We start from the raw sequence: 16,383 nt of genomic DNA on the forward strand, positions 1-16,383 counted from the left end.
TCCATTTCCGCTTTACGGTYTTGTGAAATAAATGATGAACTTGGCGTACTGGTAATACGCCATGCTGTAGAATCCCGGGAAATCGAGCGCGATGTTGCGGTTCTTGCGCTCGATCTTCTTTTCCAGCTCGGAGGCCGGGTACAGCCAGCCGAGGAAAATCAGCACGGCCGCCACGCACCCGATCAGCCGGTTGGCGCTCAGCGCCAGCAGCGTAATCAGCACCGCTCCACCCGAATACAGCAGCTGCTCCACCCGGATCTCCGCCGGCTTCTTCGCCAGATCGAGCCGATCGATCAGCTTCTGCAGCCGCAGCCGCTCCGGCGAGCCCATCAGACGGTCTGCATATCTGGCGGCCGTTCCGCTCTTGAACAGCTGGAACCGGGCGCGCCTCGCCTCGCTCCGCCGTTCCTTGAGCAGCCGGCGGGCGCGCTGCTTCTGCCGCCGGTTGACCGGCCGGAACATCGGATACAAGAACGCTTTGACAATGTACAGCACCGAGATCAGCGCGCTTATTTTGGCGATTGCGATCATTTGGCCCCACCGCCTCCCGGCCCGAGATTGCCCTGCAGCGCCTGGCAGCGGGCGAAGCTGATGCAGATGACGCTGACGAGCAGGGAGTTGATCACTTTGCCTGCTGACGTATGGAGCATGAATTCCCGGAAGTCGGGCACAGACAGAGCGTAAAAGAAGAACAGGACGATGATCAGCGTCTTGAGCAGGAAATCGCGGTTCATCTTGCGGAAGATTCGATCCTTGCGGACGTTGATCTCGCGAAGCACGGCGTTTTCGTCGACGATGTCGAGGAAGATATCCGCCATCCCCTTGCGCTCGTTGTACTCGAATGTGATGGCCTTCTTCGTGAAGTTGTCGAACTTGGGGCCAAGCTGCCGGTTCAGCAGCAGGATGGCCTGCTTGAACGAATAGCCGTTGTTCTCGCAGTTGTCGATGAACTGCTGGAAGTAAGGCCGGAGAGCAGGGCGTATGTATTCTTCCGTCGCCATCACCTTCTTGATCGCGACCAGCACCCCGTCGCGCGCCAGCGGACAGATGATGTCCTCGGCGTCCATGATCGCCTCCAGCCGCTCCGCCTTGATCGACTTGGACTGCATGACGAAGTAGGTCAGCAGCCCGATGAAGATCGAGATCGTGACGACGACCGACAGCGTCACATTCTGCATGAAGAACACGATCAGGAGCGCCGTCAGGGCGAACAGGATGCAGAGGAGGGAGGTGAAGCTCTCCAGCGTCAGCGGCAGCCGGAAGTCGAGGATCAGCTCCTCTGCCAGCCGGTTGTATTTGGTGAACACGTTCTCCTTGCGCCGCACGATCCGCTCCCGCTTGATCCGCTCCACATAACGCCTGGTGTTGTAGCGGCCGAGATGCTCCGCCAGCGTGTCGACCAGATTCAGGACGAACCGGCCGGCACCCTGGAAGAAGCGGACCTCGAACACCGCATTGAAGAGCACGAAGGCGCCGATGCCGAGAAACAGGCTAACGAGAAGCGTCGTATTCATCCGGCACATACCTCTCTGTCTCGTTGTCGTCCGGCATCCGGGTCAGGAAGTCGAAGCGGCTGCGCTTGATGCCCGCCTTGAGCATGGACTGCTGCACCTTCTCCGACAGCATGCCGACGCGCTTATGCTTGCCGACGATCTTGAGCACCCGGTGCGTGCCCTTCTCCTCCAGCACATCCTCCGAGATGAACTTGTAGATCGGGTTCACGATCGGCTCCAGCCCCTCGGAGCCGAGAATCTCGGATATGGAGGTCACCTTGCGCGTGCCGTCGGCCAGCTTCTCTTGGAAGATGACAAACTTGACCGCCGTGCATATATTCCTCAGCGCCAGCTCCGCCGGCTCGTTGGAGGCCATGAGGTAAGCGGTCAGGAACCGGTAGATCGCTTCCCTGTCGCCCTCGGCATGCAGCGTGGTGAAGAAGTAGTGTCCCGTCTGCGCGGCACGCAGCGCAGTCGCGAACTCGCCCGGCGTCCGCAGCTCGCCCGGACCGATCCAGTGCGGCGACTGCCGCATCGCGTTGATGAGCAGATTCTCCATCGTCGCCGGGCTGGAGTCATCCTCGTCCGGCACCGATTCGTACTGGAGCACGTCGTTGATGACACGTCCGTGATCGGTGCCGCCTTCTCTGCGCAGCAGCCTCATCTCCGAAGGATTCTCGATCGTAATGATGCGCGACAGCGGATTGATCTCCTTGATCAGCACCTCGTTCAGAGTCGTCTTGCCGCTGCCTGTCGGCCCGACCGTGATCCAGGAGAGATCCGCCTTGGGGATGAGCGACAGCAGCTTGAACATGTTGGCCGAGAACGATTCGTTCTGGATCATCATCTCCGGCGTGACCGACTTCTTGCTGAACTTCCGGATGACAAAGGCCGGCATGTCGTAAGGCGAGATTTCCGCATGGGTCGCGTTGACCCGGTAACCCTCGATCGTGCGGGCGTTGACCATCGGAATCTTCGGAGTCAGCCTCACCTTGGAGACGCCGATCAGCTTGGATATGATCCGCTCCATATGCTCCCGGTCGCTGAAATGCTGATCCCAGGCGAGCGACTTGCCTCCGCTCTCGACGAAGATCTGCTCCGGGCCGTTCGCCCGGATCTCGTCGATCGCCGGATCCTCCATCGCCTTGGTGATCGGCCCATAGTGGGTGATCTCGTCGACAAGCGCCTGCTTGAGCGAAAGCAGATCGTAGTGGCCCTCGACCGTTGGACGCTGGGAATCGACGAACTCGTTGATGTAGGACTTCGTCATCTCCCGCTTGCGCCCGGGATCGCTCTCGCGGCGGAAAGCATGCGTCGCGATCTTGGTGATGTACTTCTGGCACAGCTCGAGCACCTCGTCGAAGGTGATCGTCGTATACTTGCTTTTCAGGTCCTCCATATCCTCGGCGCTCTGCGCCTGATGGGACACTCTCTGCTGCAGCTCGCTGACCTTGGCGCGCGTAAGCATGACTTTCCTCCCCCTCTATTGGCTTCCGAGCAGATCGGCCAGCTTGCGCATCTCGCGCAGGAAATATTTGTTCATCAGTGTCGTATCCTTCACGTACAGCTTGCCCTCCAGCACCCCGCCGGCAGCGCCTTTGACGAGCGGCAGCGCCGCTGCGATCTTGAGCCCGAAGTCGCCGAGCACTTTGTGATCGAACGGCAGGTTCTGCAGGTTCATGAGGATCACGCTTGTGAACTTGGCCGTGCTGATGCCGATCGAGGAGACATAGTCGAGCATCTTCATGATGTTGCCCGCGACGTCGACCCGCTCCGAGCCGGTGAAGAAGCCGACATGGCAATACTTCATCGCGCCCACGCTGAGCTCCAGAGCCGGGATGTTCGGGATATCCAGCAGGATGATGTCGAACATCCCCTTAAGCGTCTCGATGACCCGCTCCAGATGCTCGAACTCGAAGTCGAAATATTCTTCGATCAGGTCGTAAGGGCTGGGCGACAGCAGGTACAGCCGCTCGTGCCTGGTCTGGATCAGCTCGTCGCGAAAGTCGGCCTTGTCGCTCTTGAGCACCCGGATCAGCCCGCCGCCCCGCTTGTTCGGCTTGACATCGAAGTATTGATAGAGATTCGGATAGAACACCTTGAGGTCGACCACGCAGGTATTGAGCCCCTTCTGCGACAGCAGATAAGCCAGATTGCTGATGAGCAGCGCGTTGTCCGTAAAATCGCTCGCCGGCATGAAGCCGACGACGCTGTAGATCAGCCGGCTGTCCTGCAGCTCCGCTCCGACGAGATCGGTCGGGCTGAGCTTTTGAAAGATGCCTCCTAATTTCCGTTCTGCTTGTCGATCCACGACTCCACCTCGTTCTGCAGCGTCGGCAGCTGGTCTACGATCGCCTGGCTGTCGCTGCGGCTGAGGATCGTGATCAGCAGGGACTTGTTCTCCATGCTCTTGAACTTCGCATAGTAGTTGATCTGGTCGCTGGAGCCTTCCAGGAGCAAGGCTCTCGGCTGGATGTTCTTGAGGAAATCCTCGCTTTTCATGACGGTCTGGCGCTTGTCCTCGCTCAGCTTCAGCACTTCCTTGTACACTTCGTAAATGGAGTGGCTGTTGCCGTTCAGCATATCCTTGACGACAATGCTGTCGAACAGCACCTCGGTCTTGGTCGTCTTGCCCTGGGACACGCTGTAGATGTCGTTGGGATTGCTGGCCGCAGGCTTGTCGACCTCATAGGATACCCGGATCCGGACGCGGTCGCCCGGCATCAGGATGTCGCCGCCGGCTTCGAGAAAGTTGTAGGGGAGCGTCAGCACCTCCTGCTTGTCGTCCAGCTTGTACAGCCATTCGTTTTTCTTCGGCACCTCGGCGGCCAGCTGATCCTTGTAGAGAACGCCGTTGCCGCGCAGGTAATACTTGCTGAATTTGCCGACAGCCTCGTCCATATGCTCAGCCAGCACCATATCGTCGGTATACTCCTTGCGGATGATCGCATATTTCTGCAGCTGCTTTTCCGTCAGGACGGTATGGGCCGGAATGCCTCCGCTATCGCTGACCCGCAGCACGTCGACCGTATCCTTGGCAGCCTTGTTGGCATTGGTGATGACGACGAACGAACCGGCGATGACAGCGAGGCTGAACAGCAGCGCCATGATTTTCTTGAACGTATTGCGGTTGGGCGAAACGCTCTTGATCGTGCTCAAATCCATCTTACTTGGCTCCCTCCATCAGTCGCAGCAGCAGGTCTCCGAACGCTCTCTCGTATTCCTTGCCGGAATGGACCGCCGTTATATCGGTTTCAATCTGGGTGTCGAACTCATGGCTGAAAGGAATGCAGCCGGCCGTCTTCATCTCATAGCCGAAGCTTTCGCTGAGCCCGGAGGAGAGAAGCTCGGCCGTCTTGTCCGGCGTGAACGGCTCCCCCTGCAGCCTGGAGCGGTCGTTGTATTTCGTGACGATGACCTTTGACTTGGCGTTCATATACAGCGCGTCATCCCGGCTCAGCGCGACCTCCGCATTGCGCGCCGTGCTGAGCACGGCGTGGATATTGTTGGGCACGCACAGCCCGAAGGCATCGACGTGAATCATCGCATCCCGGAACGCGGGCAGCAGATCCATCGGCAGATCCAGCACGATGAGATTGAACCGGTTCCGCAGCATCGACAGCAATCCGACCAGCTTGGAGCTGGTGCAGAACTGCTCGATCAGCTTGCGGTCCTGGAACGAATAACCGAGCGCCGCCAGCCAGAGGTTGTCCTTGACCGGAAAGGCGGTCGTCATGTAATCCTGAGGCCTCGCGAGAGTTCGGATCAAAGATGCATTAAGTTCCTCGTCCCTCTTGGTCTCGTCGTGGAAGCGGCTGAAATACATGTTTGAGCTGCGGTACTCCAGATCGAGGTCGATCAGGAAGGCGCTTAGTCCCCGCTTCTCCGCCTCGGAGACGAGATTGACAGCAGTACTCGTCACTCCGCTGCCGCGGTGTCCGGTCACAGCGACAGCCCGGCTGATGCCTCTCCCGATGCCGTCGAATGCTCTGGCGAGAGGATCCGTCGCTTCAAGCGGCGCCTCTTCCCTTGGTTTGGGCCGGAACCGGTCCAGGAATGATTTTTTGCGGTCGGGCTCCGACTCGGCTTCCCGGCGCCGCTGAGCGGCAGGCTCCCGATCGGATCGGGCGGCTTCTTTGTTGTTCCTGATGTCCGAGAGCGCCTCGAAAGCCTGCCGGTACATATAAGCCGGGATGCGGGGATATGGGCATGAGAGCGTGACGATCTGCCCTGAATACGCGCGGAGAAGATGTTCCATCCCCTTCAGCCGCCTCTCATGACGGAGCAAAAGCACCAATCGGAACCCCGATGGCCGGTTGCTGGACATCCAGGCGGCGATTCTTTCCAGATGATGGCGGTCTGTGCCGGAATCTCCGGTCAAGGCGTCGTCTGTCACCAACAGGCCGTCGACGTCAGGTCTCGCTTCTTCGAGGCCATTCAGGACGCTGCCCAGCAAGAGCTCTTCGACGTTGAGAATATCTTTGGGTTTCGGCGCGTAGGCCGCGGCAAACCGGTGCGAGAGACCGGATACGAGCAATACTTTCAATCGAATCACCTGGCGTCATAGAATTCTATCTTTATGCAAATCTCTATCATTGACCTTGACCAGCCAATATGAGAGAATAGCGCCGTTCTTTTCCAACGCAAGCTTCAATATTTCTAGACCTGAAGGTGGCAAAGGCATGCCTTATGTATTCATGGATGGATTCATCCTATTGCTGCTTCTTCTATGTTCCGTAGCGGATATCAGATGGAGGCGGATTCCAAACAAATGGCTTCTCTTGCTGCTTCTGGCAGGCATAGGCCGCCAGTTCCTGTCCGGAACGCCTCTGGAATCCTTGCCTGGCATCCTGCTGCCTTCCTTGCCGCTGCTGCTGCTGCGCTCCTGGCTGGGGCGCGTCGGCGCAGGCGACATCAAGCTGCTGGCCGCGACGGGCGCAGCTGCAGGATGGCTGCTGAATCTGTATGTATTCCTGGCCGCCTGTCTTTTGGCGCTTGCCTGCGCGGCTCTGGTCCGAGTCGGAATAAAACGCCGGATCGTTTCGGTCCCATTCGCGCCCTTCGTTCTCGCCGCATTTCTTTCGTTATATGCAATCAGCTATGTTTGGAAAGAAATCCTTTAAAGCAGAAAAACAAATATGTGATTATTTACCTATAACCGCTCTAGAACTAGTTAAAACGACTTAAACCGTTATTTTTTTCCTGGATTGAAATCTCTACTTACCTAATTAAAGTCTCTATAAAATGTGTATTATTGCTATCATATACATTTATTTGAATTTCAATAATTACTTTCGATACTGATCATCTGGCTTTCGACGATTTTTTATCCAATTCCTTCTTATTTAATGCTATTCGTCATGAAAATGAAGATAAAGAGCTAGTTTGGAAAAGAAATAAGTGCTCATGGTCCTAATCCTTTTTAGGTTCCTGGCAGGTAGACAAATAAAAAAGCGGTCCTGCATATGCAGGATCGCTTAAATTGCCATTCAGCTAAATTGCCATTCAGCTGAAAAGGGAAAGGGAAGAAATCCATCGATTCAGCTTGACGGTTTCACTTGTTGCCGCTGCACAAGGTTGCGGCCCGCATCATTCGCCAGGGTTCCGCCACGCCAGAACAGCCATGTCGGCCGGCTCTTTGACCCCGTTCTGCCAGACGCTCTCCCGCCGAACGGTCTCGTTCATCCTGAAGCCGCAATCCGACAACAGGCCGATGGCCCCTTCCTTTGCCAGAGGCAGCTCCGCTCGAATTTCCTCCACGTGGACATGATGGAACAAATACGCTCCCAACGCCCGAACAGCGCCGCCCGTCAGAGCCATCCATGCCGCCGCCGCTTCCCGCTCCTCCGGCCGATCCGGCAAGACGGCGGCAAGCAGCGCGGTCCGCGTTTTTTTATCGAAATGCACCGTATCCATCCGGCAAGAGCTTCCGGTTCATCCGGAGCGACGATTCCCCACGATACGCTTTTCCGCTTGTAGTAGTCCCGTTCCAAATGCCCGACGATGTTGCGTACCGCGTTCAGGCTTTGCCTGCGGTCCCGGTTGATGAGGGCATGAAGCGCTTCCGCATGGAAGAGCTCGATCTTGGCCAGCTCCACTGAGCTTCCGCCGAGCCAAGGAAAATCACCGAATGTCGATTCGCCCGTCCGCTCCGCCGAACCGGTCGTCGTACTTCTCGTACATGATTCCACTCCAGTTCAAATACCGCGTAGGTACAGGCCGGAACGGACACAGCCGTCAACCCCTGCGGAACCGCTCCGGCATCCGCGGTCTCAAATCCCGCGATATACCCGAACACCCCGGATTCGCGCGGGCCGCCGGATCCGATCAGCTCGTTCGGATTCACCCTGCCCGCAATCTCGTGGGCACGCCGCAAAAAGCGCTCCCAAAGCTGTGGAATTCCATTCTCTTCCGTCAGCTGCCGGGCATCCCAATCCAGCCCCACGACCGTAAAGGCATCCTTGACGACGATTCTCGGCCCGTCCCGGAGTTTACGGCTCTGCTGCAGTCTTTCACTCATCGCCTCGACTTTGCCCAGCAGCTTGCCGAGCTCTTCCATTTGCCCTCGGATAGCTGCTTCACGCTCCTTCAGCAGCGGCTCCAAGGACTCATCTTCATGCAGGTCTCCGCTGTCTTTGAGAGCTTGAATCGTGTCCAGGCCGACCCCAAGCGAGCGCAGCCACATGATCCGCCGCAGCATGCCGAGCTGCTCGAACCCGTAATAGCGGTAGCGGTTGTCCTCTCCGACGGCAAGCGGACTGAACAAGCCGATGGAATCGTAATGGCGAAGCGTCTTTGCCGACACGTCGAAGATGCCGGCCATCTGCCTGATCGTAAGCATGGCTTTGACCTCCATTCAATAGGGAGCCTCGACATCCATTCTAAAACATTGCCGCCGGGGGAAGGTCAATCCCTTCTCCGCTTTCCGCCATTTCTCCGCTTTTCTTGTCCCCCCCGCAGCCTGGCTACCGCAGCAGCATGCCGGCCGAATGGCCGGCTGCGGCGAGCAGCAAGCCGAGCGCGACGCTGACGGCCAAATACCCGAACAGCGGCATCCACTGCTTCATCCGCCCATAACCGGCCAGCTCATACTGGAACGTAGAGAAGGTCGTATAGGCTCCCAGGAAGCCGGTGCCCAGCAGCAGGATCAGACGCGAGTCCGAGGTAGCGCCGTACAGCAGGCCGATCAGAAACGAGCCGGACAGATTGACCAGCAGCGTTCCGTAAGGAAAGCCGGACGAGCTCCTCTTGCGGACAAGCTCGATCAGTACGAACCGCAGAATCGCTCCCGCGAAACCTCCGATTCCGATATACATCCACGTCATTGGCCTCGCTCCTCTCCCGCTTGATTTCTTTCGAACGTTCCCAGCTTCACCCCGGCCATCGTCACCAGGAAGCCTCCCAGCAGACTCCCACCCGCATACAAGGCGGCGGTCCACAAATGTCCTGTTCCCATCAGCTCCGTCATTTCCCGGGAAAAGGCGGAGAACGTCGTGAAGGAGCCGATAAACCCGGTTCCGAACGAAGAACGGAAATGCGGATGGACGATGAACCGGGTCGTCGTCGCCGTATAAAAGAAGGCGAGCACGAAACATCCCGCGAAATTCACGGCCAACGTGCCGAATGGGAAGAGGGAGCTGCCCCCCGTTCCGACCCATTGGCCCAGGCTATAACGCAGCAGCGCTCCAAGCGTGCCTCCTATGCCCATCAGCATATAAATCATCTCGATCTTCTCCTTCTTTCGTCGACCAGATGTTGAACGAGTGCAATAAAATAGACCCCTACCAGCAAGCAGCGCTGGTAGGAGTCATCAGCCCTTGGGCGTTTAAAGGCGAACTCCATCGCCTATGCGGTTGAAATTATCTTATACGCGGCATGCAGCCGGCGTCAACTGATTTTCCGTTTTCCCCCAGTAAGAAGGAAAAAGATGCGAACCTATCGTTCCGCATCTTTCTTTGCGTGGATAACCTTAAATTAGGACCAGAAAGATTTTGTGATGATGACCAGCAGAATGAACAGGACCAAAACGGCAGCTGGGCTTTTGAATGCATCGCCATATCCAGCTTCAGACATTGTTCATACCCCCTCTCGTTGATTCTACCCTACTTTATGAATCTAATCGTTGAGATGTTTGGACGGGTAGTATATTTGTGCTGATGCTAGGGTGGGTCTAGTAGATTTATAAATACGGCTGCCAGGGAGCGAACGCAACTGCCCTTGGGACTCGAATCCCGAAGCGCCCCCATTCCATCCCAGCTTGTTTAGTTCTTTTTAGGCTGGTTGGGGGATTTGGCTTTCAAATCACGCGATCATGTCGACGACAAGGAGACTGCAGCCTATTTTATATGGACAGGTGCCCTTTTATCATTCAAAGCATATTGTAGAGTATGACAAAAAGGAGGCACACCATGCTACACAATCAATCTTATATGCCACAATCGGCTGTTATGCCTGAGCATTACCAACAGATGCAATCAAGCCCGAGCCAGGCTAATTTGGGACCTCAAGCTTATGAGCAGCCTGCTCCTTCCCCCTATCATAACAGCGTTGATTCTGGTCAAATTCAATCCCTTCCTTACATGCACGACTATCACCACATGCACGACTATCACCCCATGCATGATTTCCACCCGATGTATGGCTGTCACCCCATGATGGATGGCTATTACCCCATGATGGACGGATGCCACCCGATGTATGATTACCACCCGATGATGGACGGATGCCACCCGATGTATGACTACCACCCGATGATGGACGGATGCCACCCGATGTATGATTACCACCCGATGATGGACGGATGCCACCCGATGCATGATTACCACCCGATGATGGATGAAATGTGGGATGAGCATATGTTCCACGATTACTACCATCCTCTTTACGATGGATGGGAGTTCGAATCCTACGATTATCATCATGCTTGGCTGCATCCTATGACGTATATACATCCTCATCCTCATCACTTCTGTGTCCCCGTTCCTTGCCAACCGGCTGGCGAATCGCAGAAGAAGGCGGCCTATCAACAACCCTAAGTTCAACTAAAAAAGGCAGTTTGACTGGCAATGACATTCAATCTGCCCTTTTTATCTCAACATCCATTATGGTGCCAGACTGCCCTCAAGCCTCGAACGGCTCCTGCATGGGCCGATCGGGATTTGGATCAGGCTCGTTTGTCCGAGCGGGGCCAATCCATAAAGCTCATTCATGGAATTGACATCAAACCCTAGCAGCGGACGCCCCTCCATTCCGGATGCACAAGCAGCGAGCAGCAAGCGCTGAACCAGCATTCCCGCTTCCATTTGCAGAATCCGATAGCCGCGATAGCCAAGCTCGGCATGAAGATGTCCCCGATCGCCCGCCACATGAAAGCTCAGCGGAACCTGGAATAAGTTCACGTTATCCAAAGACATCGCATCCTGAAGCCGCGGCCTTTGATCTCCAGCCTTAACAAGCTGCAATGCATGCGCCATGCCATCATAATGATAGGAACCATCGCGAATTCCTTCAACGCCATAAAAGCAGCCATACAGCTGTACGCGGGACATCGGACTCTGGATTGAACCGTCCAGATCGTTTCGATAGCGATAGGAGCTCATGGTCTCTTGCAATAGTGCCGCCAAATCAGACTGACTCACTGGTTTCAATACAAATTCATTTTCCGGCGAGTAACGCTGCCTGCAAGCCTCTGCCAAATCATACGTGAGCCTATCTATTTGAGGCAAAAAATGACCCTCGTCTTGATGGACGGCCTGTTGCTCTCTTCCCAGCTGTTTGAATGAAAGGGCGGAATCCATTATGGATGCTTCGTTCAGCTTGGTCAGCATGGGATAGTCCGATACTTTTTTTTGAACGTACATAGTGATCGTGCTTAAGGATCGGAAGCTCGCTGCATAATTCGGCTGAAGACATCCGATTATTAGTGCTGATGTCATGGCGGAACCATTCCATGGTTGAATCTGCCGCAAGCGGAATTACAGCGTATACACTCTCCTCTGCCTCCGACAATCCAAGCAAATGGTTGACGGCACGGTCAAGAAACTGAAAATACACTCCCGTCTCAAAGTCGAAGCGCTTCGCCACCTCGAGCAGCTGGCCTATTACCAGACCTGCGTCCAGTCCCTGCAGACGATACGAGAAATTATCGTATTTATAAAAGTTTTTCCAAAATAAAGTGGATACAAAAACAGCTGCGAAGCAGCCCGTTACGTCGCAACGATCGCCTAGAGCCTTGCCTACATAGGAATCAAATCGACCTTCACGCAATAAAATCAACCGATGATGAGCCGCATCATAATGATAAATACCGTCCGGAATTTCCTCCAGCTTCAAATACAGGTAAATTTCGCTCGGATACAGCCCTCCGCCTGAAGGGACAAACCGTCTGCAAAGCTGCAAGGAGCTTTCCCATTGTTCCCCCGTATATTGCTCAACAACAGATTGACTAAGCTGTGCCAGACCGAAGGTATACCATAGAAGATACCCGATATTCCGAATTGTCGGCTTCCCATCGCCTTGGTTGCCCGTTAGCCTCAGCGGCACATCCGAAGCGAGCGAAAATACGGGCAAATGACGATACAGCTTATACGGCAGAGGCGCGTTCTCCCAATCAACCTCCGCATCCTGCGGCTTGGTTTTGTCAGGCTCGCATTGCAATTGGTGCAAAAATGCCTTCAGGCTCATTTCTCCTCCTCCTAATTCCCAGCACGAGGAAACCAACGCATACGAGAAGAAGCTTCTTATGGAAACGGATGCGGATAACCATTAAGCTGCTCCTGCTGAAGCGGTTCCTTTACATAACCGAGCTCTGCCGGTATTCGCAGCACCCGTTCCAGGCCAGTCAAGCGGACAAGATGATGGCCGAACGTCATGGGAAGCATGCCGGGAATGAGCACCTTCACACAATGAAGTCCGTTTCTCAGCGTTTCCGGCGTCGTTTGATCGACAACGATCACCTCGAGATTCAGCTCGCTGAATGTTTGCAGAATAAGATTCAATTCATCGGTCAAATCTGCATGCCATGCTTTTGGTTTAAACGCTTCTTGGAAGGAGATCACGGGACGATCAGGATCGAGCAGGAAATTCAGACGTTCTTCTGCTTCCTTCAAGCTGTACAGCATGGAGTGGTCTTCCATTTGCCGAACGAGAAAAGGATCATGCAGCATTTGCTCGTACTGCTCGCGGTTCGCCTCCAGCTTTTCGTTGAAAGCAAGCAGCATGCCCGCAATCTCATGAATGGCGCCCTTTGCCGCCCTCACAGGATCAGGATGCGCGCCGGCGGCGCAAATCATATTTACGCCTTGATCCGTCCTGTTTTTGGCAAGCGCCCACACGCTTGGAATGCCGTGCTCCATCGTCGAATCGAACAGATGCACCTCATACCCGAAAACATCGCGCAGCCGCTCCACCATCAGATTCATTTCCAAATCCCCTGTGGAACAGGGATCCAGCGGAACGAGCGGCAGCTGCGCGTACCACGTCATCAGAAACGAATCCCGCTCGACAACCTCCAGGATGCCGTAAAAGATGGCTTCCTCCAAGCTTCCTCCCAAAGCGCAGCCGTTGGAGGTTTCATATACAAATCCGTGGCCGCAGCCGGAGCTGTAATAAGCGAGCCGTTCCGGCACGAGAATAGGCTTCTCCTGAAGGAACGAATATCCCCACACCCAGTCGATCTTCCGGTCTGGATCGAAGGGTTGAAACGGAAAATCGGGCCGCTCATACTGCGCCGCGTCATGGAATCCTACTCGAGCGGGGTTCAGCGCCGACTCTGTTAACTGATTGAAGCTGTCATGAACCGCCGTCTTCTTTCCTCGCGGCGATATGCCGCAATAACGTTCCAAACCTTCCAATATCGCCGTCATTTCACTGTCCGCAAAAGAATGTGTGAGCCCTGCGCAGCCTTCATCCCCTGAAAACATTGGTAAAACAATGCTGGCGTCAGCAAATGGCGAGATGAGGTCGATCATTTTTGCATTCAAAAAACCGCTGCGATTGTCCAGATAATCATGGGAAAGCACGGCCTTCAATTCCTCCATCGAACGGGTGCGGTAGCTGTTCCCGCTGATTTTCGGGCTGGACTGCAGCTTTATTCGCGAAGCTGTGGCAGAGTCATCCGGTATTCCCCCGCATACGGCACACAGCGGATCCGGCAAATAAAAATGAGCTGAGCTATGGAGCGATTGCAAATGGACGAGCTTGATATGATTCTCAACTTGAGCCGTATTTGAGGCAAGAAAGGTATGGACTTCTGCTGCAATCAGATGAGCCATATGCCATAGCCCGCTGCGAGAAGACCATATATCGGAGAAAACTTCCCCTTGCCTAATAAAGTGCTGCAGCTCCCACATGTCCTTCCGATCGTTCCCAGCCATTAAAAGCCGCAAATCAGCGCATTGCGAGCAGCCTGCTTTCCCAGGAACGACAAGCGGGCCGATGACGCCTTCGCCAAAGGCTACAAAACCGCGCAGCCACGGTATACCGGATTGCTTGAATAGTTCCTCTGCCTTAAGATGCGAGGCTGAATCGCAGCCGTCGCTAAGCACGAGCGCAAGATCAGCCGTTTCGGGCAGCTCGGAATCCATATTGTTCACTCTTGCAAGCTGACAGCTTGCAGACAATAGATCGTTTACATAGTCCGCAAGCTGACCCGCGCCAACAACCGCCACAGTAGCGCTCACGCTTCAACCTCCTCTCGAAGCGAGATGCCGTATACTCCGGCCAGCTTCTCTTTCAAAAAAGGCTCTGGAGTCAAGTCAAATACGAGCAGAAGCTTGCGGCTGCGGTTCAAATGCCGCACAGCAGCCTGCAAAACCTCCCGATGCTTCAATGGGTCGCAGGCAGGGATTGAAATCGAGTCCATTGCAGCTTCCTTTACATGTATGGAAGACATATGATGCCCTTTCCCCGCCAATGGATCCGCTTTGTTTTGAGCATCCAGCAGGGCAGTCATGAGCACGCTCCGCAGCGCCCGGGTTACATTGAGATCAGCGGCATCGTACCAGCGGCCGTTGGCTTGCAGCCACACAACAGGAAAACCGGATACTGCCTCGCCCAGTCCGAACGTTGGCGATTCTTGCATCGCAGTCAAGGCGTTGATATAGTAACGGCATCGCTCATCCTCTACCTGGCTCAGCTTCACCAGCTTTATAGACGGTGTGCGAGCTTCGTATGCCTTGATCCGGGCATTCATCAAATACTTTTGCAAGGCGCGGCAAACGCCCTCCTCCATCGTCTCGCCGGCACCTACGCTTGTGATCTTATCGAAGCCTGGAACGTCGGATAGTCCGCTTTCCTCATAAGCCTGATCGGTCTGCACATTCGCCGCCATACGCGACACATAAGCTTCGATTCCGCTGAGACCCGCTTCCCTGCGAGCCTCTTCATGCGTATAACCGTTACAAATCTTTTCAGGAAGAAGAAGCGCAGGGCCGACGGACAGCGGATCGACAGGCTGTACACGGCACTGCGATAGCGGAAGCTGCCTCAGCTCCCCTTCCTCCCATAGATGGAAGAGGCCTGTTTCCGTTGATGTCAGCTGACTGAAGAAAGGCAGCAGTTCACTAGAACCCCGTTTCTCTGGATCCGCTCCTGCTTGCAGCTCGACAGCTTCGATCCTCTCGATGAATCGTCGACCATCAGCCAATGGATGAGGAAGAAACGAATGCCAATTCCCTTCCAGCGTTTCTAGATTAAGTAGAAACAGCTTATTGTTTTTCTCCGGTTTTGTTACTTCTGCTGCTGTTTTCAACCATTCGAAGACGATAACGTTAGCGAGCAGCGATTCCGCAATGGACGAAGCAGCGTGAATATTTGCATCCTTATAAACGGCAGAATGATGGACTCTGCGCCATGCCGATTCCCAATCACCCTCCGAATTCGAATACGAGAGCGGAACCGCCAGACCAGCCTGCCCAAAAATAACAGCCGGCAGCAGCACCTTGTTTTTTTGTCTGCAACTTTCATTAAGCAATCTCAGCTCCGGCTCTCCTTCTTGATCCGAGACGAACAATACCGCATCATAAGGCTCTACAATCGAAGACCAATCCACCCCCCCGTCCTTCGGCAAGCTGATCTCGTCCACCTTGACCTCTGAATCCAACTTGCGATAATGCTGCTCCAGCTCCAAAATCCGTTTTCGGTCCGCCGTTTCCGAGTTCAGGCTCAGCAAGCCGAATTGCGGCAATCCGGACTCGAATAATGATTTGACAAGCGAAACCAAAAAAGTGCCAGCTCCAACAACAAGCACGCTGGACTGACGATACAATTGAAATCGATATGCGCCTGACCCGTCAAAGCTGTCCAAAAATTCAATTTGAGAACCATAGTTCTTCACAATACGCTCTTCCAGCTGATGGGGGCGATCCTGACTTACATCTTGGACATAACCGTTCGCATACAATACTTTTGCAATCTCATAAACATGATTGCGGTATTGTTCCGGCAATCCGTCCGTTAAATCATGCATCGTATGCTCGCCGTTGAATACAGGCATCAATTTTTCAATCCATTGACCAATCGTGCTGCCTTCCATCCGAAATGAACCGATATTGTTGCGGAAATAGACGCTTCCGTCCGAGCTGGGGAGAAAAAAAGTATCTCCTCTCACTTTAAAGCGCGTAGAAGGATCCAAATTTCATTCCTCCTTAGGATGAAATCCAACTTTTCATAAGAAATGAGGTCCTTTATAAGGGTATGTAAGGCTATTTGTCCGTCATGCCAGCACATGCATAGAAATAAGACACCCCTGCAACCCAAAAGCGTTTGCAGAGATGTCTTGAACCTTCATTTAACGCTATAGCCGCCTTATTACCGGCAACGGGCGCAGCCTCCGCAGCGGGCGCAGCTCCGCAGCGGGCACAGCGGGCACATCCGGCGCAGCCTCCGCAGC

At 54.6% G+C, this 16,383-nt stretch carries 15 protein-coding genes, 1 pseudogene and 1 riboswitch; of the genes and pseudogenes, 2 read left to right on the top strand and 14 right to left on the bottom strand.

Translation table 11 applies throughout. The features are described 5' to 3' along the window. Positions 1 to 12: 12 nt before the first annotated feature. From BN871_RS09610 to BN871_RS09635, 6 genes are read right to left on the bottom strand one after another with little or no spacing between them, the layout of a single operon-like run. Positions 13 to 531, bottom strand: coding sequence for a hypothetical protein (locus BN871_RS09610; protein ID WP_048745648.1), 519 nt, complete (start codon positions 529 to 531; stop codon positions 13 to 15). After that, complete coding sequence (locus BN871_RS09615; RefSeq protein WP_048745649.1) at positions 528 to 1,514, bottom strand: hypothetical protein; 987 nt, start codon at positions 1,512 to 1,514, stop codon at positions 528 to 530. Before BN871_RS09615 ends, BN871_RS09610 begins: the two co-directional genes overlap by 4 nt. Continuing rightward, positions 1,492 to 2,961 (bottom strand): ATPase, T2SS/T4P/T4SS family, encoded by a 1,470-nt coding sequence (locus BN871_RS09620; RefSeq protein WP_021878928.1) that lies wholly within the window; start codon positions 2,959 to 2,961, stop codon positions 1,492 to 1,494. Before BN871_RS09620 ends, BN871_RS09615 begins: the two co-directional genes overlap by 23 nt. Before the next feature lie 15 nt (positions 2,962 to 2,976). Beyond that, positions 2,977 to 3,804: a hypothetical protein gene (locus BN871_RS09625; RefSeq protein WP_021878927.1), complete on the bottom strand. Its 828-nt coding sequence runs from the start codon at positions 3,802 to 3,804 to the stop codon at positions 2,977 to 2,979. Further along, complete coding sequence (locus BN871_RS09630; protein ID WP_021878926.1) at positions 3,777 to 4,658, bottom strand: hypothetical protein; 882 nt, start codon at positions 4,656 to 4,658, stop codon at positions 3,777 to 3,779. Before BN871_RS09630 ends, BN871_RS09625 begins: the two co-directional genes overlap by 28 nt. A 1-nt stretch (position 4,659) precedes the next feature. Beyond that, entirely contained in the window at positions 4,660 to 6,039 is a 1,380-nt protein-coding gene (locus tag BN871_RS09635; protein ID WP_048745650.1) for a hypothetical protein, read from the bottom strand. Between the two features lie 136 nt (positions 6,040 to 6,175). Here BN871_RS09635 and BN871_RS09640 point away from each other — a divergent pair, with 136 nt between their 5' ends. Further along, a complete protein-coding gene (locus BN871_RS09640) occupies positions 6,176 to 6,616 on the top strand; it encodes a prepilin peptidase (protein WP_048745651.1) in 441 nt (146 codons plus the stop codon). 466 nt (positions 6,617 to 7,082) lie between these two features. On the opposite strand, the gene BN871_RS09645 is transcribed toward BN871_RS09640, so the two are convergent. The 5 genes from BN871_RS09645 to BN871_RS28955 all read right to left on the bottom strand — a co-directional run bounded on the left by BN871_RS09645 (position 7,083) and on the right by BN871_RS28955 (position 9,566). Then, a complete protein-coding gene (locus tag BN871_RS09645; protein WP_021878922.1) occupies positions 7,083 to 7,409 on the bottom strand; it encodes a hypothetical protein in 327 nt (108 codons plus the stop codon). Between the two features lie 103 nt (positions 7,410 to 7,512). Further along, the gene (locus BN871_RS09650; RefSeq protein WP_048745652.1) at positions 7,513 to 8,334 is read right to left on the bottom strand and encodes a MerR family transcriptional regulator; all 822 of its coding nucleotides are present in this window, start codon (positions 8,332 to 8,334) and stop codon (positions 7,513 to 7,515) included. A 124-nt stretch (positions 8,335 to 8,458) separates the two neighbouring features. Beyond that, positions 8,459 to 8,818 carry a CrcB family protein gene (locus tag BN871_RS09655; RefSeq protein ID WP_049869152.1) on the bottom strand — a complete coding sequence of 120 codons (360 nt, stop codon included), beginning with the start codon at positions 8,816 to 8,818 and terminating at the stop codon, positions 8,459 to 8,461. Further along, positions 8,815 to 9,216 carry a CrcB family protein gene (locus BN871_RS09660; protein WP_048745653.1) on the bottom strand — a complete coding sequence of 134 codons (402 nt, stop codon included), beginning with the start codon at positions 9,214 to 9,216 and terminating at the stop codon, positions 8,815 to 8,817. The genes BN871_RS09655 and BN871_RS09660 overlap by 4 nt, the downstream gene beginning before the upstream one ends. 71 nt (positions 9,217 to 9,287) lie before the next feature. Next, a riboswitch (Fluoride riboswitch) is annotated at positions 9,288 to 9,348 on the bottom strand. 119 nt (positions 9,349 to 9,467) lie between these two features. After that, positions 9,468 to 9,566 carry a YjcZ family sporulation protein gene (locus tag BN871_RS28955; protein WP_232312936.1) on the bottom strand — a complete coding sequence of 33 codons (99 nt, stop codon included), beginning with the start codon at positions 9,564 to 9,566 and terminating at the stop codon, positions 9,468 to 9,470. 335 nt (positions 9,567 to 9,901) lie between these two features. Here BN871_RS28955 and BN871_RS09665 point away from each other — a divergent pair, with 335 nt between their 5' ends. Then, the gene (locus BN871_RS09665) at positions 9,902 to 10,528 is read left to right on the top strand and encodes a hypothetical protein (RefSeq protein WP_021878919.1); all 627 of its coding nucleotides are present in this window, start codon (positions 9,902 to 9,904) and stop codon (positions 10,526 to 10,528) included. A 66-nt stretch (positions 10,529 to 10,594) separates the two neighbouring features. Here BN871_RS09665 and BN871_RS09670 read toward each other — a convergent pair. The 3 genes and pseudogenes from BN871_RS09670 to BN871_RS09680 all read right to left on the bottom strand — a co-directional run bounded on the left by BN871_RS09670 (position 10,595) and on the right by BN871_RS09680 (position 16,125). Then, positions 10,595 to 12,176 (bottom strand): annotated as a pseudogene (locus BN871_RS09670) (SagB family peptide dehydrogenase). 56 nt (positions 12,177 to 12,232) lie between these two features. Next, positions 12,233 to 14,173, bottom strand: coding sequence for a TOMM precursor leader peptide-binding protein (locus tag BN871_RS09675; RefSeq protein WP_021878917.1), 1,941 nt, complete (start codon positions 14,171 to 14,173; stop codon positions 12,233 to 12,235). After that, positions 14,170 to 16,125: a putative thiazole-containing bacteriocin maturation protein gene (locus BN871_RS09680; protein ID WP_048745655.1), complete on the bottom strand. Its 1,956-nt coding sequence runs from the start codon at positions 16,123 to 16,125 to the stop codon at positions 14,170 to 14,172. The genes BN871_RS09675 and BN871_RS09680 overlap by 4 nt, the downstream gene beginning before the upstream one ends. Positions 16,126 to 16,383 lie beyond the last annotated feature (258 nt).

The sequence above is a fragment of the Paenibacillus sp. P22 genome (genome assembly GCF_000469945.2).
Taxonomy (GTDB): Bacteria; Bacillota; Bacilli; order Paenibacillales; family Paenibacillaceae; genus Paenibacillus_O; species Paenibacillus_O humicus.

What these genes read in the sequence shown, in the direction of transcription:
- BN871_RS09615 (WP_048745649.1), bottom strand. Translation starts at nt 1,514, where the DNA reads ATGAATACGACGCTTCTCGTTAGCCTGTTTCTCGGCATCGGCGCCTTC.
- BN871_RS09620 (WP_021878928.1), bottom strand. Translation starts at nt 2,961, where the DNA reads ATGCTTACGCGCGCCAAGGTCAGCGAGCTGCAGCAGAGAGTGTCCCAT.
- BN871_RS09630 (WP_021878926.1), bottom strand. Translation starts at nt 4,658, where the DNA reads ATGGATTTGAGCACGATCAAGAGCGTTTCGCCCAACCGCAATACGTTC.
- BN871_RS09640 (WP_048745651.1), top strand. Translation starts at nt 6,176, where the DNA reads ATGCCTTATGTATTCATGGATGGATTCATCCTATTGCTGCTTCTTCTA.
- BN871_RS09645 (WP_021878922.1), bottom strand. Translation starts at nt 7,409, where the DNA reads ATGGATACGGTGCATTTCGATAAAAAAACGCGGACCGCGCTGCTTGCC.
- BN871_RS09650 (WP_048745652.1), bottom strand. Translation starts at nt 8,334, where the DNA reads ATGCTTACGATCAGGCAGATGGCCGGCATCTTCGACGTGTCGGCAAAG.
- BN871_RS09655 (WP_049869152.1), bottom strand. Translation starts at nt 8,818, where the DNA reads ATGACGTGGATGTATATCGGAATCGGAGGTTTCGCGGGAGCGATTCTG.
- BN871_RS09660 (WP_048745653.1), bottom strand. Translation starts at nt 9,216, where the DNA reads ATGATTTATATGCTGATGGGCATAGGAGGCACGCTTGGAGCGCTGCTG.
- BN871_RS28955 (WP_232312936.1), bottom strand. Translation starts at nt 9,566, where the DNA reads ATGTCTGAAGCTGGATATGGCGATGCATTCAAAAGCCCAGCTGCCGTT.
- BN871_RS09665 (WP_021878919.1), top strand. Translation starts at nt 9,902, where the DNA reads ATGCTACACAATCAATCTTATATGCCACAATCGGCTGTTATGCCTGAG.